Source organism: Methylocystis sp. WRRC1 (assembly GCF_020733155.1).
GTDB lineage: Bacteria > Pseudomonadota > Alphaproteobacteria > Rhizobiales > Beijerinckiaceae > Methylocystis.
The window spans coordinates 1,987,512-2,008,204 of the sequence record NZ_JAJFZJ010000001.1; the positions used below are offsets into that span (position 1 = coordinate 1,987,512).

Below are 20,693 nucleotides of genomic sequence, written 5' to 3' on the forward strand. Positions count from 1 at the left end.
AAAACTCGACACAATGACGACAGCGATCCTGCTCGCGGACCGCGGCGTAATCGAAGTCGCCGGCGCAGACGCCGGCAAATTCCTGCACAATCTCGTGACGAACGACATTGCGTCGCTGGAGCGGGGCGAGGCGCGCTTCGCTGCGCTTTTGACGCCGCAGGGCAAAATCCTTTTCGATTTTCTGGTCTTCGCGACCGGCGAGGGGCGATATCTCCTCGATTGTCCGCTTTCGCTCGCCGCGGACCTCGAAAAGCGGCTGAACATGTACAAGCTGCGCTCGAAACTGACAGTCGAGAACCGCAGCGCCGAGCTCGAGGCTGTCGCCTTTCCTGACGCGACAGAGGCCCCGAAGGTCGAGGCTCTGGCGCTCGCCAGCGATCCCCGCGCGGCGCTGGGGTGGCGCGCGATTGCCGAGAAAGGAAAGATCGTGGCGCTCGGCGAGCGGGGGGAATATGACGCGCGCCGCATCCGCGCCGGCGTGCCGTTGGGCGGCGTGGACTTCACTTATAACGACGCCTTCCCGCATGAGGCCGACATGGACCTTCTCGCCGGGCTCGACTTCAAGAAGGGTTGTTATGTCGGGCAGGAGGTCGTCTCGCGCATGAAACATCGCGGCCTCGTGCGCAAGCGCGTGACGCCCTATCGCGCGAAAGGCGATGCGCCCGCGCCGGGCGAGACGATCCGCGCCGGCGAGATCGAGATCGGCGTGACGGGCTCACGCGCGGGCGACGAAGGGCTGGCGCTGATTCGGCTCGACCGGCTCGCCGACGCGAAGGAAAAAGGCGACGCGCCGATGGCCGGCGGCGTCGCTCTGGAGTTCGTCGAAAAGAACTAGACGGAACGGAGCAGCCGCCCGCCGACCCCGGAGGATCGACAGGCGGCCTCAGCTCGACGACTCAAGATCTGCGGGAGCAGCCTCTGGCGCGGCGCTCCCGAAAATCACTCGGTCAGGAGCGCGACGCCCTCCTTGCCGAGCAAACGATGCACGTTCAACAGGAGCTGCAGAACAACGCCGAACACGCCCAGCGCCATCCAGCCGAAGAACACGAAGCCCCAATGCAGCGGCGCGACGAAGAGTTCTTCCATGAACCAGAAGGTGTGGCCCCATTCGTTCAGCCCCACATTCGGGATGATCATGAAGGGGCCGATCGAGACGATGAGATAGGCGAGCGAGTATCCCCTGGAGAAATAGGGAATCCGCGTCTTCGCGTGGAAGAAGCAACCCACCGCCAGGATCGAGTAGATCGGATAGCTCATGTAGAATTCGATGATGTGCGAGGGCGTGAAGTCCGTGTCGCGGATCACCGTCATGTGCCAGGTGCCGTCCTGCTCGGTGAAGAAGGACGCGCCCCAATAGATCGCCGCGGCGTAGACCACCAGCCACTTCACATTATCGACGATCGAGCGCATCTCCTGCCGCGGCGTGACCGTCGACATGTCGCGCACGCGCGTCTTCCAGAGATAGCCGGCGAGTGCGAGGCCGCTGACGAGCTCCAGCGGGATCTCGGTCCACAGGATCGACATCCAATACGTCTGGAACTCCGGCGCAAAGGAGTCGAGACCGGCCCGCCAGCCATAGATCTGCTCGTAGATGCGCACGATCAGATAGAAGCTGTTGAGAAGCGCCAGCCCGATCCACAGGCCCCTCAGGTCGACAATGGGCTTTTCGGCGGCGACGGCGCCTGAAGCTGTTTGCATTGACAGGCTCATTTTTCTTCCTCCGTTTCGGCCGGCAAACGCATCGGCGTTTCCGGCAAAGCGAAGGATATGGAGTTGGGCGGGCTTGCCAGCGTGGCGGATTTGCCATTATCGTGACAAAGTCTGACAGCGAATTTGCCGCTGAACAGGCGTTTTCTGCCAGCGGGAGCGCAAATGGACATCGTCATTCTCGGCTATGCGGATTGTCTGGGTCAGGGCTTCATCGGCGCGGCCGATCTGCTCCTGATGAGCCGGCGCATGCTGAAGTCGACGGATCGGCCCGAGCCCTATCGCGTCGTGACGGCAAGCTATGACGGCAAGCCCATTCGCGACGGCTTCGGCCGCACCCATCCGGTGGACGCTTCCTTCGCGGCGCTCGACTCATGCGCGGCGATTATCGTCCCGCCTTTCCTCTGCAGCTGCGACGATCCCATGCCGCCCACCGCAGACCTCAATGCAGCGGCCGGCTGGCTGCGCCGCCAGCACGCAATGGGCGCCATCGTGGCGGGATCATGCAACGGCGTCTTCCTTTTGGGCGAAGCCGGACTGCTCGACGGCCGACGCTGCACGACGACATGGTGGCGCCACGACGATCTGCGCGCCCGATATCCGCGCGCCGACATCGCTCGCGGCGCCTCCCTCATGGAGGACAGGCGCGTCGTCACGGCCGGAGGCCCCCTGTCGTGGATCGATCTGTCGTTGCGCGTGATCCGCGAACTCTGCGGCGCGGAAGCGGCGAAGAAAGCGGCGGACTTCACCGTGGTCGACACGGCGCCCTCAACCCAGACGATCTACGTTCCGCCGGGTCATCTCACCGCCTCAAATCCTTTCGTGCTGGAGGCGGAGCACATCGTGCGGAAGGCGGGAAAGGCCCTGGTCACGTCACCCATGCTTGCGCAGGCGCTCAACGTCTCCGAGCGCACGCTGCATCGACGCCTGAAGGAAGCTACAGGCGAAACGCCGAAATCTTTCATCGACCGCGTGCGTTTCGAGGCGACGCGCATGCTGCTCGAAACGACGCAGAGTTCGGTGAAACAGCTGGCTTCGGCCTCCGGCTATACGGACGAAACGAGTTTCCGCCGCGCCTTTCGCCGCTATGCCGGCATGACGCCGGGCGCTTATCGCACCTGGTCGCTGGCGCGGCGCGGCGCGAAGTCGTGACGGAGGCGACGCCAATCGGCGCCGCCCCGCGCGCCTTCATCACACCGCCAGCGTCAGGCCCTCTGGCGCCGAGGCTCTCACCGGCGCCTTGGCGGGTTGGCGCCCCTTGAAGACGAAATTGCGCCGCGCGGCGTGATAGGCCGGGTCCGGCCCGAAAAAATTGACGCCCATCTGCGAAAGCTCCTCGCAGCGATAGGCGGCGAGCGGCCGGGTTCTTTCGTCCGTCAGGCGGCGTTCGTGCTTGTCGCGCAGGAGAGACCAGAAATCGGCGCGACGCGCGATCTCTTCGGCGCGGGCCGTCACGCCGCGCTCGAACGCCTCCGCGTCGCCGCCGAGAACGTCGTCGACGAAGCCGATGGTCTTCGCCTCCGCGGTCCCCATCGGCCTGCACGCTTCCGTCAGCTCGAGCGCTTTTTCCCCGCCGACGCGCCTGGGCAGCACATAGGTCCAGTATTCGGAGCCATAGAGGCCGCCCATGCTCTTGTAGTGGGGATTGAGCACGACGCCGTCACGGGCAAAAACATGATCGGCGGCCAGCGCGAGGATCGCCCCGCCCGCGCCCGCATTGCCGCGCACTCCGGCGACAACGACATGCGACATCGTATTGAGGATTTCGTGAACGAGATCGTCGATGGCGTTGATGTTGCGCCAGGACTCCAGCGCCGGATCGTCCGCCGCCTCGATCACATTGAGATGGATGCCGTTCGAAAAGTAATCCTTGCCGCCATGGAGCGCGATCACTTTCGTCGGCCGGCTTCGCGCGAAGAGAAACGCGTCGCGCAGGCGATAGCATTGCTGCGTGCTCATCGCGCCATTGTAGAATTCGAAATAGATATGGCCGACGCCGTTTCGCTCGACATAACGAATTTCGCGGAAGGTGCGGTGGTCGATCTCGGCGACGACCGGCAGCACCGCCTCGGGCGTCCCGCGCAGCAGGGGGCCGAGAACCTGCGTCGCCGGCAGCTTGATTCCCGAAATCAGGCAGAACTCGGCGTCGCACATGGCGCAGCCGGCTCCCGAGGCGACGAGGCTGCAGGCGCCCTTGTGCGCATTGGCGTCGTCTTTCGCCTTGAGATGGGTGATCCAGACCGCGCCATCGACGGTCGCGCGGCAGATGGCGCCGTCGCGTTTGGCCAGAATGGCGCCCGGCGCGCCCTTGAGACGGTCCTCATGATGCGCGCCATAGAGAAAGAAGGGCAGGCCGAACATCTTGTCCAGCACGCCCGGCGCGCTGTCCGCCGCGCGGATCTTGCGTACGACTTCGTCGCTCGTGTCGCGCGTCCAGTCGATCGCGCGATCCTTCTGCATCATCGTCGGACGCAGACGGCCGCGCACGCCCGGACGCGAATAATCGAGCGGCTGCGGCCGGAATGCGCGCGACTGGAATTTTTCGACCGCCTCCATTACGCCGCGCACGGCGGCGTCCGTAACCTCGTTGCGATAGAGACTGCCCTTGGCGTCCGCGACAGCCGGCAAGGGAAATTCATGGCTCGCCCATATGGGCCCGGCGTCCATCTCGGCCGCCGCCTGCAGCACCGTCACGCCCCAGCTCTTCTCGCCGGTCATGATCGCCCAGTCCAGCGAGGACGGCCCGCGATCGCCCATGATTCCGGGATGCACGATGAGGCAGACATGTTTTGTCCAGACCGCCTCGGGAACCGCGGCTTTCAGCATGGGCGCGATGATGAGGTCAGGATTGTTCGTCGCGACCGCCGAGAGCATGGCGGCTTCACTCGTGGCGAGCGTGACCGTCACCTCGTGTCCGCGGTCGGTCAATTCGATGAGCAGGCGCTGGCTGAGACTGTTGTGCGCCGTGGTGAGAAAAAGAATTTTCATATCTACCCCCATTTTTACTTGAGAAAAGTCGACTGGAATCTCTCCCGATATTCATGCGGACCGACATTCAGGCGCCGCTGGAATGAGCGGCGCATCCGGTCCAGCGCGCCGAAGCCGCAAGCCTCGGCGATCGCCTGCAAGGACATGTTCGTCTGTTCGAGCCTGCAGCGGGCCGCCTCGACGCGCGCATGCTCCACGAATTTCGCCGGCGTCACGCCGGTCTCCTCCAGAAAGCGGCGCGCGAAATTGCGCGGGCTCATCGACAGCTGTGCGGCGAGGCGCTCCACCGTCAGCTTTTCGCTGGAATTGCCGAGAATCCAGGACTTCAGTTCGCCAATGTCCCGGCAACCGGTCGACTCGGCCTGCAGGAAAGGGCTGAACTGGGTCTGGCCGCCGGGACGGCGCAAAAAGACCACCATGATTCCCGCAACGACGCGCGGCGCCTCCCGCCCGAGATCCTCCTCGATCAGCGCCAGAGCGAGGTCGATTCCCGCCGTAATGCCGCCGGAGGTATAGACGCCGCCGTCGCGGACGAAGATGCGGTTGGGCTCGACGCAAAGCGACGGATAGGCTGCGGCCAGGCGGTCGCAGAACGCCCAGTGCGTGGTGACCCGCCGGTTGTTCAGGAGGCCGGCGCAGGCGAGCAGGAACGACCCCGTGCAGATGGACGCCATGCGCCGCACGCGGCCGGACATCGCCCTGATCCAGTCGATGAGCCTTTCGTCGCCGCAGGCCGTGACCATACCTTCGCCGCCGGCGACGATGTGCGTGTCGAGGCTGTCGATCCCGGCGCAGCCATGCGCCGCCATGATCTCCATCCCGCATTTGCTGCGGACAAGGCCGGGCGTCGCCGCGATGACGAGCGTTTCATATCCCGGTTCGCTCGCCCGTCCCGCCATTCGCAACACGCGATCCGCGTAAAAGAAGGCGTCGAGCGGGCCGCAGAGATCGAGGATTTCGAAGTCGGGATAAATCAGGAAGCCGATTTTTCGCACACGCGAGACATCTCGCAGGGGCTCGACTTCCTGATCGAAAATATTGGGATCGAAATATAGCTTCTCACGCGACATATTTAATATAATTTCGCCATTCTCGAATGGCTGCAATGACAAAAATCCGATAGAATCGGCCAAGACGCGGGCAGCACTCTCGAAGCTGAGAAATTCAAAGGTCAGCTTATTGTTTTTGTTTTTCTAAAACTGGAAGCGGGTCGGACGGCTCGATAATTCGGCTTTCGCCAGCGTAAAATCGCCGGCGATCGACAATTATCGGGACAGACTGGCGATTTTTTCGAATTTGGGATGAATCGCGTCGAGAGCGACATCCACGCCGCGGATAATCGCGACATTCGCCAGAAGAAGGACGGCCACGCAAACCGTTGTGATGATCACGTCGGACAGGAATATCCGCTTCTCGCCGCCGCTTGTAGAATGATCGCCCATCGCCGAAGCTCCCGAATATGTCGCCGCCCTAAATCCGTTTGATGAAACTTATTTGACGGCCGTTAAGACCGTATGTGCTCCAACGCACGAGGGAGCGCTTTCGTTTCATCACAAAGCCCGATAAGTTCCGCCGCGACCTGATCGGACCATTGGATTTACCATAAGCCGGTAAAGACCACGTACGGTAGTGCCACAGACAGACCAATAGGAAGGGCCACAAGGTGAGCGGAAGCCAGAACACGAGCGGCCGGGTGACGGCGAGCGTCAATTCTCTCGCGGGCGAGATCGTCGACCGTCTGGTCGCCGGCGCGGAGCGCTACCGCGTTTCCGTCTCTCGAGGCGGGCTCGGCGAATTGCTGATCGACGCGGGCTCCAAGGTCGCGGGCGGAATAGACGCCGGCCTCCTCCTCACCGAAATCTGCATGGGCGGCCTCGGCAAGGTCACGCTCTCCCACGCGCCGGGCGCCGCCAAATGGCCGTTCTGGCTGACGGTGGGCAGCAATGATCCGGTCGTCGCCTGCCTCGCCAGCCAATATGCCGGCTGGAGCCTGAGCCACGAGAAATTCTTCGCGCTGGGCTCCGGTCCCGGCCGCGCGCAGGCGCGGGTCGAGAAGCTCTTCGAGGAGCTCTCCTATCAGGACAAGGCCGACCGCGTGACCATCGTCCTCGAAAGCGGCTCGCCGCCGCCGAAGGAGGTCGTCGAGAAGGTCGCGTCGAAGTCGGGCGTTTCGCCGGACAAGGTCGCCTTCATCTATGCGCCGACCCAGTCGCTCGCCGGCAGCGTGCAGGTCGTCGGCCGCGTGCTGGAAGTCGCGCTGCACAAGGCGCATGAGCTGCATTTCCCGCTCGACAACATCGTCGACGGAGTCGCCACGGCGCCGCTGTCGCCCCCTCATCCGGATTTCGTTCAGGCCATGGGCCGCACCAATGACGCGATCATCTACGCCGGCCGCGCCCATCTCTTCGTGAAGGGTCCGGCGGCGGCGGCGAAGGAACTCGCCGAAAAGCTGCCCAGCCACAATTCGCGTGACTACGGCCGCCCCTTCGCGGAAATCTTCAAGGCCTACAAGGGCGACTTCTACCAGATCGACGGCAGCCTGTTCTCGCCGGCCGAGGCGCTGGTGACGGCGGTCGAAACCGGCGAAACCTTCCGCGGCGGCGAGATCAATGTGGCGCTGCTCGACAAGTCGTTCGGGGGTTGAGCCTCGAATCTCTGTCCGCCAACGCGGGGAGAGTTTCAGCGTGAGGGGTCCGGGAATTTAGTGGCGTCGTCAAACGTGCTGGATCAGCCCCGCCCCCCTCGCGCGGCCGTTCTGCCGACAGGCGGAAAAAGGCGTCCCCGCGTCGCGGTCTTCACCGACAAGCTCGACTGGCATCTCGAGCATACGCTCGCGGCCTTTCGCGCGCTCGGCGCGACGCCGATCGCGGTGCGCCTCGCGGCTTGCAGGATCGACACGACGCGGCCCTTTGGGCTTGCGATCCCGGGCTTTCACGCGCTTCCCGACCTCGCGATCGTGCGCGCCATCGGCGACGGGTCGCTGGAGGCGATCACCATGCGGCTCGGCGTGCTGCATGCGCTGGAGGCGCTGTGCGTCCCCCTGATCAACAGCGCGCGCGCGATCGAGCGCTGCACCGACAAGAGCATGGCGAGCTTCCTGCTTGCCCGCGCCGGCGTCCCGAGCCCCGAGACCTTCGCCACGCAGACGCTGGCGCAGGCGCGCGCCATCGCGCGGCGCGAATGCGCGCATGGCCCGCTCGTGATGAAGCCGCTTTTCGGGGCGCAGGGCTGGGGCCTGCGCCTCATCGAGAAGGAAAGCGATCTTCCCTCGCTCGAAGAGGCGCGCGGCGTCTTCTATCTGCAACGCTTCGTCGGCCCCTCGCGGCCGCCCTACGAGGACATGCGCATCCTCCTTTCGGGGGGAAAAATCATCGGCGCCATGCGGCGTCGCTCGAGCCACTGGATCACGAATGTGCGGCAGGGTGCGAAACCCGTCGCTGTCGAACCGACCCCGGAGGAGCGCGACATGGCGCTCGCCGCCGCCGCGGCTCTGGGCGTCGATTTCGCCGGGGTCGATCTCATCACGGCGGCGGACGGCGCGGCGATGGCGCTGGAGGTCAACAGCATGGCGGGCTGGAGCGGGCTGCAGCGTGTGACGCCCTTCTCCATCGCCGAACGCATCGCCGCCGACGCGCTGGAAAAACTGGCGGCGGCGAAACGTGACTGAGGCGGCCGTCGCGCCCGGGACGGTCGCCCGCGCCTTCATCGCCGCCTGCGAGGCGGAGCTCGCCGCGCCCAAGCCGGGAAATGTCCATGTCTTCGCGGACGGGCATGGCATGGCGGCGCAGGATTTCATCGACAGCGCGAAGGCCGCCGCGCCCGAAATCGCAGCGCAAGGCGCGAGCGTCGGAAAGCGCATCCTCGGCGCCATGCAGGCGACATGGGCGGCGGTGGGTCAGAACACCAATCTCGGCATCGTGCTGCTTTGCGCGCCCCTCGCCCATGCCGCGCTCACTGCCGAAACCGGCGACCTGCGCCGCGAGACGTCGCGCGTTCTCGCGCGACTCGACCGCGCCGACGCCGACGCGGCCTTTCGCGCGATCAGCCTCGCGCAGCCGGCCGGACTCGGCTCGGCGCCCGCGCACGACGTCGCCGGGCCCGCGCAAACGACATTGCTGGAAGCCATGCGGGCGGCGTCGGACCGCGACCGCATCGCCTTCCAATATGCGAGCGGCTTCGTCGATATTTTCGGGATGGGCGCGGAGACGCTCATCCGCGCCCGCGCCGCCGGCCATGACGCGCCGCGCGCGACGCTCGAGGTTTACATGGCTTTCCTCGGCGCCTTTCCCGATAGCCACATCGCCCGCAAATACGGTCTCGAAACAGCGCAAGCCGTGCGTGAGGAGGCGCGCCAGGCCGCTTTGCAAATCGGCGCCGCGACGCGCGAAGAGGCCTTTGCAATTGCGCTGGACCTCGACCGTTCGCTCAAGGAACGGCGGCTCAATCCGGGCACGAGCGCGGACATGACAGTGGCTGTTCTTTTCGCCGATTATCTCGCGGCCATCTTGGCAAGCGCTCGCAAAAATGGTTGAGTCCGCGCCGCGCGGGGTGGTCTCGCGGCTATCTGGCCAACCGGTCGGGCTTTTCGCCCGATGTCGAAAACAAAGATAGGGCGCTCGCGGCGCTCGGCGCGCGGGCGCGTCAGGGATTTGGAAAGGGAACGCACATGGCAGTTATCAACAAGATGCTGGTCGGCGAGTCGCTGGTTGGCGAAGGCAATGAAGTCGCGCACATCGACCTGATCATGGGACCGCGCGGTTCGGCCGCCGAGCTCGCTTTCGCGAACGCTCTCGTCAACAACAAGGACGGCTTCACGACGCTTCTCGCGGTCGTCGCTCCGAACCTGCTCTGCAAGCCCAACACGATCCTGTTCAACAAGGTCACCATCAAGGGCGCCAAGCAGGCCGTCCAGATGTTCGGCCCGGCTCAGCACGGCGTCGCCAAGGCCGTCGCCGACTCGGTCGCCGAGGGCGTGATCCCGGTTGCCGAAGCCGACGACCTGTTCATCTCGGTCGGCGTGTTCATTCACTGGGACGCTTCGGACGACAAGAAGATCCAGGACTACAACTATCAGGCCACGAAGGAAGCCATCGCCCGCGCCGTTCGCGGCGAGCCGAAGGCCGCCGAAGTCGTCGCCAAGCGCAACGAGGCCAAGCACCCCTTCGCGCCGAACTGAGAACCGCGCATTCCTGCGTAAATTTCGGGGAGCCGCTCGCTGCGGCTCCTCGTTCATGATGCGGATGGATCATCGACGCTGCGGCAATGTCCGGGCGTCGAGGCGAAAAAAAGTTTTGGCATTCCGCGCGTGCGCTGGACAACAGGACGCCGCTGGGACGCGAACAGCACGGGAAGGGATGGAAATATGGCTTCGTTCTTTGAGAAGATTCTAGGCGCGCTGTTTCCGAAGCCATCGAGCGGCTTCGTTTCGTCGAGCGCAAAGATGGGCGTCGGCGAGTCGCTCGTCGGCGAGGGCAATGAGGTCGCCCACATCGACCTCATCATGGGTCCGCGCGGTTCGGCTGCGGAAAAGGCCTTCGCCAACGGGCTCGTCAACAACAAGGACGGCTTCACCACGCTGCTCGCGGTGATCGCGCCGAACCTGCTCGTCAAGCCCTACACCATGATGTTCAACAAGGTGACGATCAAGAACGCCAAGCAGGCCGTGCAGATGTTCGGCCCGGCGCAGCATGGCGTCGCCAAGGCCGTCGCCGACTCGGTCGCCGAGGGCGTGATCCCGCTCGACAAGGCCGAAGATCTCTTCATCTGCGTCGGCGTGTTCATCCATTGGGACGCCAACGACGACCAGAAGATTCAGGACTTCAACTATCAGGCCACGAAGGAAGCCATCGCTCGCGCGATGAAGGGCGATCCGACCGCGCAGAGCGTTCTGTCCGCCCGCGTGACGGCGAAGCATCCTTTCGCCGCCAACTGATTTCAGCCTCGTCTCGCGTTCAAAAAGGGAGCCCTCGCGGCTCCCTTTCTTTTTGCGGCTCAGCGAGCCGCGCAATATCGTCTCGCGTCAGATTGCCGTCGTGCAGGGCTGTGGCGACAAGCGCGCCGCTCGCGCCCATCTGTTTCAGCGCCACGAGATCGTCGACGCCTCTCGCTCCGCCCGCAGCGTAAACGCGCCGGCCTTTTGCGCGCGAAACAAATTGGCCCAGGCGCGTCATATCCGGCCCGAGACCGGCGCCGATGCGAGCTAAAGTCATGACGATGACGCGCGATGGCCAAAATTCCGTATTCACGAGCAGCTCCGCATCTCCAAGAAAATCTTCGCCCAGAAAATCGAGCGACAGAATCATGCGTTCGTCGTCGCGCAGGCGGCGCATCTCCTCCGGCTTTTCGAAACTTTCGCTGCCGACGATGACATCGACGTCGCGAAGCCGCAGCCAGCGCTCGACGTCGCAAGCGGTCCGAACGCCGGCGTCGACCCAGAGGCGCAACGCGGGAAAAGCGGCGCGGATCGCTTCGATCGCCGCGCGTGCGTCGCCGCGCCTTTCGATTGCGTCGAGATCGGCGATATAGAGCGCGTCGAAATCGTGGATCCTCAGCAATCCGTCGACGACATCTATGGGCGCGCTTGATTTTGCGAGCGGCGTGACGATGGGCGCATATTCGGCGCGCCGCCCCGCGACGGCGCGGACCACTTCGCTGTTTCGAATATCGATGACGGGAACGACATGCATGGGGCATTATACGCGGGACGCTTCGTCGGGCGGAGAAAGGTTGAAGGAAGCATGAATATTTCGCGCATTCTCGCGGCGGCGCTCGCTTTGACCGTTGGCGGCGCCGCATTCGCGCAAACCTCCGCCCCGCAAAGCGACTGGCCATGCAAACAGGTGCGCGTGCCAGAGATCGCGCTCGGCGGCGTGTGGACCGGGCCGTCGATCGAGAAGGAGCGCAAAGACTGGCGGGGAGACGCGGCGGTCGCCGATCTCGTCACGCGTATCGCGCCCCGGCGCACGCCGCTCGAGGAAGCGGAAAGGCTCATCGGCGATTTCGCGAAAGGCGCCGGCGAGTCGCGCAAGGCGCGGCTGACGCTGCTTTTCGCCGGCGTCTATGAGCGCATGAACGACGAACGTCGCGACGTCGTCAACGGTCTCGACCGCTTCGGCCGCCGACTGAAGGACATGGCGGAGAAGGCCCGCGAAGAGACGCAAACGATGCGCGAAGTCCAGGACCGCAAGCCGCAGGATCCGGAGGCGATCAGGAAGGCGAGCGAGGCGCTGCAATGGCGCCTGCGCATGTTTGAAGAACAGCGCAAGATGGTTGCATTCGTTTGCGAAAGCCCGGCGCTGATCGAACAGCGCTTCGGCGCGCTGGCCCGCGCGATCATGGCGGCGATGGAAACGAGGTAGAGCCATATTCGGCGAGCCTGCTGCGGCTTCGCGTCCTGTCTCCCCCTTCGCAGCTGTGCCCGCGAACTTTTTTCCTGAATGGGCCCTACTCGCGCGGCTCGGGCTTGCGCTCCTCGAGCGGATGCTTTTGGGCCGCCCAGCCGTCGGTTCCCTGCGGGTACCAGAAGACATTGGCGTAGCCGAGAGACATGGCGCGCTTCGCCGCGTTCCAGGACATCCAGCAGTTTTCGAGGCAGTAGAAGACGAGCGGTTTGGACTTGTCGCTGGCGGTGGCGCGCGCGAGTCCTTTTTCCAGATAGCGCTGCGTGGCTTCCGCGAGCTCGCCGTAGCCCGTGTCGGGAAGCCAGACGCTGCCCGGGATGTCGAAGCGCGGCTGCTCGCGCCATACTGCACTTTTGGGGAGGCCCTCCGGTTTTGGCGCATGCGGCAGCGCGTCGATGAAGACGGCCGCCTTCGCCTTCCACATGTCGAAGGCTTTCGCCGTGTCGATCACCGTCGCGCCTGTGAGCGTCGCAGGGACCGGCGCGCGATAGGCGTCGAGACGATAGCCTTCCGGCTCGCGCGGGCGCGGCGGCGCCTCGCCGCGCGCGTTGGTCGCGGCGAGGAAAATTGCAAGAAACAAGAAGGCGCGGGTCACTGCGACCTTGCAAGGGGCTGGCCCGTTTCGTCGAGCAGCGGGACGCCATAATCGCTGAGGATCTTCTCCAGAGCGCCCTTGTTCTGCGCGATGAAGGCGTTGAGGTCGCGCTTCCAGTTCTGGTCCGAATGGCGCACGCCGAATGCGATCCGGAAGGCCATGCGCGTTCCGGGGGTCTCCGCCAGCGGCGCCACATTGAGCTTCGCGCTCGACTTCTTCGCGTAGAAGCCGGCGATTGGCCCCCAGAGGAGCGCAACGTCGATGTCGCCGGTCTCGAGGTCGTGGATCATCGCGGCGCTCGAGGATTCGACGCGAGTGTCCACCATGAGCGGATAGGGCTTGACCGAACCCATCAGGCCGTTCCGGGCGAGAATGTTCCCCGGCGGCGTGTTGGCGACGAGCCCGATGCGGTGCGGTTTCTCCTTCAGCCGAGGATCGTCGAGAGCGGTCATGCCGTCGAGGTCCGATCCGGCGCGCGTCACGATGGCGTAGGTCGTGCGGTAATAGGGATTGGTCGGCTGTACGAGGTCGTTGCCCTGCGGCATGCCGAGGATGACGTCGCACAGATGCGCGTTGAGCGTGTTTCGCACGAATCCCGTGGCGCCCGGGTAGAAGGAATAGGCGAGCTCCTTGCCGAGCTTCTGCGCCAGATATTCCGCGATCTTGTTTTCGAAACCTTCGCCCTTTTCATTCGAGAAGGGAAGATTGTTCGGGTCGGCGCAAACCCGCAGCACTTTCGGATCGATGAGTTCTATTCCGCCCGAATTGTCGGACCCCTTTGCGCCGAAATCCGGTCCCATATGCTGGGCGAAGGCGGTCGCCGCCGCGAGGCTGTAGGCGATCGCGAGCGCCGGCTTGCGCCAGCGCTGCTTCAAACTTTTTTGCCGCTTCACGCAATTTTACTCCTAACCTGCCGGGGGCCTTTCGGCGCCGCGGGCCAACCAAGCTTCTCCCAGATAATCTCGCTTTGTGGATTTGACCACGGAAAAAACAAAAGGTCCGGAAGCCGCGGCGGCTCCGGACCAATTGTTCAGGCATGCTCCCGAAAGAGAACGCCGGGCGGCTTACTTATTGCCCATGCACTCGGCCTCGGCCTTCTTGAAGGCCTCGGGCGCCGGCTCTTTTTTCTCCGGGCGACCGGGCTGGACGGCGCCAGTCGAGAGCGCGCGGAGATAGACGTAAAGGTCGTCGATGTAGCAGGAAGCGTTCTTGTTGTCGGAGAAGGCCGGCATGACGCTGTTGCCATTCTGACGGCCGCCGATCACGATGCCAGCGAATTCCGCATAGTCGAAGCGCTTCACCGACTCCTTCAACGCCGGCGCGTAAGTCGAGCCGCCGCCGTTCGGGCCGTGGCAGACGTGGCATTCGGCGTGATAGCGGCGATAGCCGGAGAAAGTGTACCAGTCCACCGTGCCGTCGGCGCCGACGTTGTAGGTGGGGTCGCCTTTCGCGTCGTAATATTTGCCGTCGACGGATTTGACGGCCTTGGGATCTCCGGGCGCCTCGGCCATGGCGGAGGTTCCCACAAACATCATGACGCCCAGGGCCAGCGCCCCGGCAAGCGACGATTTCATCACACTCTCCCTGATCGGTTCTCTAACCTTGGAAACAGCGGCGCTCGGCGACACCCGACCGAGGGGTGCGCCGAGCGCCAGATTTGCTTATGCGCTAAGCGTCTCGCTTAGTTCGGCAGAGCGAAGACGGTCAGCACGCCGCCGAGGGCGGTGTAGTTGGCGAGCGAGGCGTAGTTGCCCACCGCGCCGAGACCTTCATTGCTCTTCGACAGACCAGCCGCAAGGCCGATGCCGGCCCAGCCGCCAACGCCCGAGAGGACCGCGACATACTGCTTGCCGCCTGACTCATAGGTGATGACGTTGCCGATGATTCCCGACGGAGTCTTGTACTTGTAGAGCTCCTTGCCGGTCTTCGTGTCGACGGCCTTCAGATAGCCCTCGAGCGTGCCGTAGAAGGTCACGCCGCCGTCGGTCGACACCGCGCCCGACCACACCGAGAACTGCTCCTTGTTCGACCAGACGATCTTGCCGACCTTGGCGTCCCAGGCGATGAAGTTGCCGGTGTTGTTGGTGCCGTCGCCGAGCACCTTGCCCGCAGGATACATTTCCAGCGTCGCGCCGACATAGGGCTGACCCGCGGTGTAGGACACGCGGAACGGCTCGTAGTCCATGCAGACGTGGTTCGTCGGCACCAGGAACAGACCCGTCGCCGGGTCATAAGAGACCGGCTGCTGGTCCTTCACGCCCAACGCCGCCGGGCAGACGCCCTGGGTGTTGGTGTCCTCGCCATTCTGCTCGGTCGAATATTTCGACACGACCAGCGGACGGCCATAGGTCTTGGAGTTCTTGTCCATGTCGACCTTGGTCGCCCAGTTCACGGCCGGGTCGAACTTCTCGGCGACGAGCAGCTCGCCCGTCACCCGGTCCAGCGTGTAGCCGAAGCCGTTGCGGTCGAAGTGGACGAGCGTCTTGCGGGTCGTTCCGCCGATGTTCTGGTCGGCGAGAACCATCTCGTTGATGCCGTCATAGTCCCACTCGTCGTGGGGGGTCATCTGGTAGACCCACTTGGCCTTGCCCGTGTCGAGGTCGCGCGCCCAGATGGTCATGGACCAGCGGTTGTCGCCCGGACGCTGCTTCGGGTTCCAGGTCGAGGGGTTGCCCGAGCCGTAATAGACGAGGTTCAGTTCCGGATCATAGCTGTACCAGCCCCAGGTGGTGCCGCCGCCGATCTGCCACTGGTCACCCTGCCAGGTCGAGATGCCCGAGTCCTTGCCGACCGGCTTGCCGAGATGGGTGGTCTTCTCCGGGTCCATCAGCGTGTCGCTGTCGGGGCCCATGGAGTAGCCGCGCCAGGCCAGCTTGCCGTCCTTGATGTCGTAAGCGGTGATGTGGCCGCGCACGCCGAACTCGCCGCCGGCGATGCCCACGAACACCTTGTCCTTGAAGACGTGCGGAGCGGCGGTGGAGGTCTGGCCCTTCGCCGGGTCGCCGTTCTTCACCGACCAGACCAGCTTGCCGGTCTTGGCGTCGAGCGCGACAAGCGTCGTGTCCGCCTGGGCGAGGAAGATCTTGCCGTCGCCATAGGCGAGGCCGCGGTTCACCGTGTCGCAGCACATGACCGGAACGACGGACGGATCCTGCTTCGGCTCATACTTCCAGAGGATCTTGTGATCCGGATCCTTCAGGTCGAGCGCGTAAACATTGTTCGGGAACGGCGTGTGGAGATACATCACGTCGCCGACGACGAGCGGGGCGCCTTCATGGCCACGCAGCACGCCGGTCGAAAACTGCCACGCCGGAGCAAGCTTGCCGACGTTCTCAGCCGTGATCTGCTTGAGAGCCGAATGGCGCAGATTCGCGTAGTCGCCAGTCGGCGAGACCCACTGCTTCGGGTCCTTCTGAAGCGCCAGCAACTCGTCGGCCTTCGCCGCGCCAGTCAGCGCGAGAACGGCCACCGAAGTCGACAACAACAGCTTATGCATGAGCTTTTCCTCCTGACGACGCCGAGGCGCGCCTTATTGTTGCGCCGCCGCCGACGTCGCGCCTCTCAGGGCGCCTCGACATTGGGAAGGCGTTTTCCGTTTCATGTCCCGCGCCGTTCGGTCAAAAAATCCGCCCGACGTCGAGAAGCTTCCAGTTCCCGTCCGGAAGGCATCTTTTAACTCGGAAACGGCGGGATAATATGTTGGGAGCGGTTGAATCGCAATCGCAAAAAACGCAGGCGTCAGCGTTTGCCGACATGCCGCCAAGGCAACGCATAATGCTAAATAAAATCAATATATTATATCGCGCTGCAGCATGTGCCGCGCTCCTTCTTTCGCTCGTTCCCGGGCCATCGCCCCTGCTCGCGCAGCCGTCCTTCACGCTGACGGAGCTCGCTCCGGGAGTCTTTGCGCATCAGGGAGAAACATCCCTGATGACCCGGGAAAATTTCGGGGGCATCGCCAATCTCGGCGCCGTCGTCGGCGACGACTCGGTCGCGGTGATCGACACGGGAGGCAGCCTGATTCAGGGCAAGGCCTTTCTCGCCGCGCTGCGCGAGAAGACGCAAAAGCCGGTTCGCTACGTCATCAACACCCACGCCCATCCCGATCACGTCTTCGGCAACGGCGCCTTCGAGGGGCCGGGCACGGTCTTCGTCGGCCACAAGAACCTGCCGCGCGCGCTCGCGGCGCGGGGCGCGCATTATCTCGCCTCCTTCCGCGAGGCGATGGGCGACGCGCTGGACGGCGTCACGATCATCTCACCGACGATGCTCGTATCCGATTCGTCAACGCTCGATCTCGGCGGACGTTCGCTCATCCTGCAGGCTTGGCGAACCGCGCATACCGACAGCGATCTCACCGTGCTGGACCCGGCGAGCGGAACGCTTTTCGCCGGCGATCTGCTTTTCCTGCAACATGTGCCGGTGGTGGACGGCAGCCTTCTGGGCTTCCTCGACGTCGCGGAAAAGCTTTCGACGATCAAGGCCGAGCGCGTCGTGCCGGGCCACGGCCCCCTCGTCGCGCCCTGGCCGAAGGCGCTCGACGACGAGCGCAATTATCTGACCCGTCTGACCGCCGATCTGCGCGCGGCGATAAAGAAGGGCGAGAGCGTCACCGACGCGACCAAGGCGGCTGGCGCCTCGGAGCAGGGCAAATGGCGGCTGTTCGAGAATTACCACGCCCGCAACGCCACCGCCGGCTTCGCCGAACTCGAATGGGAGACGCCATGAGCGGCCGCTGCATGACTTTGTCTCATCCGTCGGGCGCGAATTGAGCTAATCTCCCGCAAAAGACCCGTCAGGAGGAACCCATGTCGAAATGCTTTCGCGCCTCAGGGCTTCTCGCCGCGTTTTTCGCCGCGACGCTCGCCTCGCCCGCGCGCGCCGAAACCGCGCCGGATCCATGGCCGGGGCTCGTGACGGATATTTTTCAGGGCCGCGCGATGGCCGAGCGCGACGGAGTCATTGCGCTCGAGGCGCCGGTGCGCGCCGAGGACGCGGCGATCGTGCCGATGACCCTGCGCTTCCCCGAGCCTGCGCGGGTAAAAACCGCAACGCTCGTCATCGATCAGAACCCGATGCCCATGGCAGCGGCCTTCACGGTCGGAGAAAAAGCGGGCGTGAGCTTCATCAGCACGCGCGTGCGGGTGAATTCCTACACCAATGTCCATGCGGTGGCGGAGACGCGGGACGGCAAGCTGCATTCCGAAGTGAAATTCGTGAAGGCGGCCGGCGGCTGCTCGGCGCCGGCGGTCAAGGACCAGGACGAGGCCAACGCCAATCTCGGCAAGATGAAATATCGCGAGTTCAGGAGCGCGGAGGCGGGCAGGCGCGAGGCGCAGATCATGATTCGCCACCCGAACAATTCGGGTCTGCAGATGGATCAGATGACGCATCTCTACATACCCGCCCACTATATCGACCGGGTCGAGGTGCGGCAGGGCGACGAACTCGTCTTTTCGATGGAAGGGGGGATTTCGCTGTCGGAAGACCCGAACTTCCGCTTCACCTATGCGCCCAATGGCGCGAAGACGATGTCAGTCGTCGCGCATGACAACAAGGGAAACGAGTTCAAGGCCGAATGGCCGATCTCCGACGCCTCGTAAGGCGGTCGACGCAGGACATGAACAGACAAAAGGGGAGCGCCGCGCCGCTCCCCTTTTCGTGTCACGAACCCCAGATGGTCAACGCCGCGCAGAAGGCGAGCGGGAACGTCGCCAGGGCGCAGATCGCCAGAACACACGCAACTTTCTGGAACTCGGGCGCGTCGTCGCGCGCCTCCCGCCTCTCGGTCACAAACGCCATCTCACCCACTCCGTCGCCACAACGCCACCAATCGGCGCGCCCGAAAACGGTCGCTCCATTTCATTAACGCGCGAGGGAGCGGATTCGTTGCAATTTTATCGGTCAACCGGCACGAATATGTCGAGCTTGTGACATGATGATCAATCGGTGAAGACTTACCGCGCTGCAGCTACGAGCGGCGCCGGGCGACCGCGAACCGGCTGGGGCGCCGCCGGCGCGGCCCTTTCGCTGAAAAGCTCCGCGAGCTTTTCCGTCATGGCGCCGCCGAGTTCCTCCGCGTCCACGATCGTCACCGCGCGGCGGTAATAGCGCGTGACGTCGTGTCCGATGCCGATGGCGATCAGCTCCACCGGAGATTTGGTCTCGATGTCGTGGATGATCTGGCGCAGATGGCGCTCCAGATAATTGCCCGGATTGACCGAGAGCGTCGAATCGTCGACCGGCGCGCCGTCGGAAATCATCATCAATATCCGGCGCTGCTCGGTGCGCGCGAGCAGGCGCCGATGCGCCCAGTCCAGCGCCTCGCCGTCGATGTTTTCCTTCAGGAGCCCCTCGCGCATCATCAGTCCGAGGTTGCGCCGCGCGCGCCGCCAGGGCGCGTCGGCCGCCTTGTAGATGATGTGGCGGATGTCGTTCAGGCGGCCGGGGTTCGGCTTCTTTCCTTCATTTATCCAGAGTTCGCGCGACTGCCCGCCCTTCCAGGCGCGGGTCGTGAAGCCGAGGATCTCGACCTTCACGCCGCAGCGCTCCAGCGTGCGCGCCAGAATGTCGGCGCAGGTGGCGGCGACGGTGATCGGGCGTCCGCGCATCGAGCCGGAATTGTCGAGGAGCAGCGTGACCACCGTGTCGCGGAAGTCCATGTCCTTCTCGCGCTTGAAGGACAGCGGCTGCTGCGGATCGATGATGACGCGGGTGAGGCGCGCGGGATCGAGCATGCCCTCCTCGAGATCGAACTCCCAGCTGCGGCTCTGCTGCGCCATCAGGCGGCGCTGGAGCCGGTTCGCGAGCCGGCCGACGACGGAAGAGAGATGCAGGAGCTGCTTGTCGAGATAGGCGCGCAGCCGATCCAGTTCCTCGAGATCGCAAAGCTCCTCGGCGCGCACGATCTCGTCGAAGCGCGTGGTGTAGGCGTGGTAGTCCGCGCCGGAACGTTCGGCGGCGGTCGTCGACGGGCGGCGCGCGTCGGGCGCCTCCTCCATGTCGCCGGCGTCGGAATCCTCCTCCGCCTCGCCATAGGGCGCCTCGGCCGATTCGCTTTCGCCCTCCTGCTCCGAGTCCTCGGCGGCGAGCGCCGTCTCCATCTCGGCCTTGCTCTTGGCCGTGTCGTCTTCCTGGTCCTGATTCTCGGTCTCGTCCGGGTTCTGGGGCTGCTCCTCGCTTTCGTCCTCGGCCTCCGTTTCCTCGGGCGCCTCGCCGCTCGCCATGTCGAGATGGGAGAGAAGCTCGCGAACGATCTGCGCGAAATGACGCTGGTCCTCGACCGCGCGGACGAGCCGGTCCAGATCGGCGCCGGCGCGCTCCTCGATGACGTCGCGCCAGAACTCGACGATCTTCGCGCCATGAGGCGGCGGCGCGAGGCCAGTGAGCCGCTGGCGGGCCATGAGCGCCAGCGCGTCCTCGAGCGGCGCGTCCTCGCGGCTCCTGATCTGGTCGGAATGGCCGCGCTGGTAGCGGTCGTCGAGCATCGCCGCGATATTGGCGGCGACGCCGTCCATGCGCCGGGCGCCGATCGACTCGACGCGGGCCTGCTCCATGGCGTCGAAGGCGGCGCGCGCCTCCGCGGTCTCGGGAACGTAGCGGCGGTGCACCGCGTCGTCGTGACAGGCGAGTCGCAGGGCGATCGAATCGGCCTGGCCGCGCAGAATGGCGGCGTCCTTCGGCGAGAGCTTGCGCGGCGGCTCCGTCAACCGCGCCTTGGCGCCGTCCTCTCCCGTGACGAGCGACGGCCGCTCGGGCGCGAAGATCACGTCGAGCGCGGGAGTTTTCGCCATGGCGCGCATGGCGCCGGAGACGGCGCGCTTGAAGGGCTCCTGCGGGGCTTCCTTGGGAGAGGCGGGACGGCGGTTTGTCGGCGCGGGGGGCATTCGCCAATATATGCGCAACCGCGCGCGCCGCCGCAAGTCGGGCTTTGCCGGGAAAGCTCGGGGCCGCGCCGCCCCATGCGCCTCCCCATGCGCCTCCCATGCGTCGCCCCGCCGCAT

Annotated in this window: 21 protein-coding genes; 10 read left to right on the forward strand and 11 right to left on the reverse strand. The window is 64.6% G+C overall.

The annotated features are described in order from the left end of the window. Positions 1 to 13 precede the first annotated feature (13 nt). Positions 14 to 835: a folate-binding protein YgfZ gene (locus LG047_RS09580; RefSeq protein WP_227966451.1), complete on the forward strand. Its 822-nt coding sequence runs from the start codon at positions 14 to 16 to the stop codon at positions 833 to 835. A 104-nt stretch (positions 836 to 939) separates the two neighbouring features. On the opposite strand, the gene amoC is transcribed toward LG047_RS09580, so the two are convergent. Continuing rightward, on the reverse strand, positions 940 to 1,698 hold the full coding sequence (gene amoC / locus LG047_RS09585) for a bacterial ammonia monooxygenase, subunit AmoC (RefSeq protein ID WP_084679146.1): 759 nt from the start codon (positions 1,696 to 1,698) through the stop codon (positions 940 to 942). A 174-nt stretch (positions 1,699 to 1,872) separates the two neighbouring features. Here amoC and LG047_RS09590 point away from each other — a divergent pair, with 174 nt between their 5' ends. Next, positions 1,873 to 2,859 carry a GlxA family transcriptional regulator gene (locus tag LG047_RS09590; protein WP_036284208.1) on the forward strand — a complete coding sequence of 329 codons (987 nt, stop codon included), beginning with the start codon at positions 1,873 to 1,875 and terminating at the stop codon, positions 2,857 to 2,859. 39 nt (positions 2,860 to 2,898) lie between these two features. Here the strand turns inward: LG047_RS09590 and LG047_RS09595 are convergent, their stop codons facing one another. The 3 genes from LG047_RS09595 to LG047_RS09605 form a co-directional block, all read right to left on the reverse strand. Then, on the reverse strand, positions 2,899 to 4,695 hold the full coding sequence (locus tag LG047_RS09595; protein ID WP_227966452.1) for a hydrogenase maturation protein: 1,797 nt from the start codon (positions 4,693 to 4,695) through the stop codon (positions 2,899 to 2,901). Positions 4,696 to 4,709: 14 nt separating this feature from the next. After that, complete coding sequence (locus tag LG047_RS09600; RefSeq protein ID WP_227966453.1) at positions 4,710 to 5,765, reverse strand: GlxA family transcriptional regulator; 1,056 nt, start codon at positions 5,763 to 5,765, stop codon at positions 4,710 to 4,712. A 195-nt stretch (positions 5,766 to 5,960) separates the two neighbouring features. Continuing rightward, positions 5,961 to 6,137 carry a hypothetical protein gene (locus LG047_RS09605; protein ID WP_158497312.1) on the reverse strand — a complete coding sequence of 59 codons (177 nt, stop codon included), beginning with the start codon at positions 6,135 to 6,137 and terminating at the stop codon, positions 5,961 to 5,963. A 221-nt stretch (positions 6,138 to 6,358) separates the two neighbouring features. Between LG047_RS09605 and mch the strand changes: the two genes are divergently transcribed. The 5 genes from mch (at position 6,359) to fae (LG047_RS09630) (ending at position 10,627) form a co-directional block, all read left to right on the forward strand. After that, on the forward strand, positions 6,359 to 7,339 hold the full coding sequence (gene mch, locus LG047_RS09610; RefSeq protein ID WP_036284209.1) for a methenyltetrahydromethanopterin cyclohydrolase: 981 nt from the start codon (positions 6,359 to 6,361) through the stop codon (positions 7,337 to 7,339). 75 nt (positions 7,340 to 7,414) lie between these two features. Then, positions 7,415 to 8,362, forward strand: a complete 948-nt coding sequence (locus tag LG047_RS09615; protein WP_227966454.1) for a RimK family alpha-L-glutamate ligase — start codon at positions 7,415 to 7,417, stop codon at positions 8,360 to 8,362. Further along, entirely contained in the window at positions 8,355 to 9,227 is an 873-nt protein-coding gene (locus LG047_RS09620; protein WP_227966455.1) for a triphosphoribosyl-dephospho-CoA synthase, read from the forward strand. Before LG047_RS09615 ends, LG047_RS09620 begins: the two co-directional genes overlap by 8 nt. A 134-nt stretch (positions 9,228 to 9,361) precedes the next feature. Continuing rightward, positions 9,362 to 9,871 carry a formaldehyde-activating enzyme gene (gene fae, locus LG047_RS09625; protein WP_036288365.1) on the forward strand — a complete coding sequence of 170 codons (510 nt, stop codon included), beginning with the start codon at positions 9,362 to 9,364 and terminating at the stop codon, positions 9,869 to 9,871. Between the two features lie 186 nt (positions 9,872 to 10,057). After that, on the forward strand, positions 10,058 to 10,627 hold the full coding sequence (gene fae / locus LG047_RS09630) for a formaldehyde-activating enzyme (protein WP_036288367.1): 570 nt from the start codon (positions 10,058 to 10,060) through the stop codon (positions 10,625 to 10,627). A gap of 19 nt (positions 10,628 to 10,646) precedes the next feature. Here fae (LG047_RS09630) and LG047_RS09635 read toward each other — a convergent pair whose 3' ends face one another. Further along, positions 10,647 to 11,381 carry a HisA/HisF-related TIM barrel protein gene (locus tag LG047_RS09635; RefSeq protein ID WP_227966456.1) on the reverse strand — a complete coding sequence of 245 codons (735 nt, stop codon included), beginning with the start codon at positions 11,379 to 11,381 and terminating at the stop codon, positions 10,647 to 10,649. A gap of 51 nt (positions 11,382 to 11,432) precedes the next feature. Here LG047_RS09635 and LG047_RS09640 point away from each other — a divergent pair, with 51 nt between their 5' ends. Continuing rightward, positions 11,433 to 12,053, forward strand: coding sequence for a hypothetical protein (locus tag LG047_RS09640; protein ID WP_227966457.1), 621 nt, complete (start codon positions 11,433 to 11,435; stop codon positions 12,051 to 12,053). Between the two features lie 85 nt (positions 12,054 to 12,138). Here LG047_RS09640 and LG047_RS09645 read toward each other — a convergent pair whose 3' ends face one another. From LG047_RS09645 to xoxF5, 4 genes are all read right to left on the reverse strand, one after another. Next, a complete protein-coding gene (locus LG047_RS09645) occupies positions 12,139 to 12,690 on the reverse strand; it encodes a PQQ-dependent catabolism-associated CXXCW motif protein (RefSeq protein ID WP_370635039.1) in 552 nt (183 codons plus the stop codon). After that, positions 12,687 to 13,490, reverse strand: a complete 804-nt coding sequence (locus tag LG047_RS09650; protein WP_051134533.1) for a substrate-binding domain-containing protein — start codon at positions 13,488 to 13,490, stop codon at positions 12,687 to 12,689. The genes LG047_RS09645 and LG047_RS09650 overlap by 4 nt, the downstream gene beginning before the upstream one ends. A 264-nt stretch (positions 13,491 to 13,754) precedes the next feature. Further along, on the reverse strand, positions 13,755 to 14,222 hold the full coding sequence (locus LG047_RS09655; RefSeq protein ID WP_036288371.1) for a c-type cytochrome, methanol metabolism-related: 468 nt from the start codon (positions 14,220 to 14,222) through the stop codon (positions 13,755 to 13,757). Positions 14,223 to 14,371: 149 nt separating this feature from the next. Further along, a complete protein-coding gene (xoxF5, locus tag LG047_RS09660) occupies positions 14,372 to 16,186 on the reverse strand; it encodes a lanthanide-dependent methanol dehydrogenase XoxF5 (protein WP_036284218.1) in 1,815 nt (604 codons plus the stop codon). Positions 16,187 to 16,464: 278 nt separating this feature from the next. Here xoxF5 and LG047_RS09665 point away from each other — a divergent pair, with 278 nt between their 5' ends. Further along, positions 16,465 to 17,418, forward strand: a complete 954-nt coding sequence (locus tag LG047_RS09665) for a quinoprotein relay system zinc metallohydrolase 2 (protein ID WP_227966458.1) — start codon at positions 16,465 to 16,467, stop codon at positions 17,416 to 17,418. A gap of 80 nt (positions 17,419 to 17,498) precedes the next feature. Further along, entirely contained in the window at positions 17,499 to 18,293 is a 795-nt protein-coding gene (locus LG047_RS09670; protein WP_227966459.1) for a quinoprotein dehydrogenase-associated SoxYZ-like carrier, read from the forward strand. Positions 18,294 to 18,354: 61 nt separating this feature from the next. Here the strand turns inward: LG047_RS09670 and LG047_RS09675 are convergent, their stop codons facing one another. After that, positions 18,355 to 18,492 (reverse strand): hypothetical protein, encoded by a 138-nt coding sequence (locus LG047_RS09675; protein WP_192815606.1) that lies wholly within the window; start codon positions 18,490 to 18,492, stop codon positions 18,355 to 18,357. A gap of 155 nt (positions 18,493 to 18,647) precedes the next feature. Beyond that, positions 18,648 to 20,576, reverse strand: coding sequence for a cobaltochelatase subunit CobT (cobT, locus tag LG047_RS09680; RefSeq protein WP_227966460.1), 1,929 nt, complete (start codon positions 20,574 to 20,576; stop codon positions 18,648 to 18,650). Positions 20,577 to 20,693 lie beyond the last annotated feature (117 nt).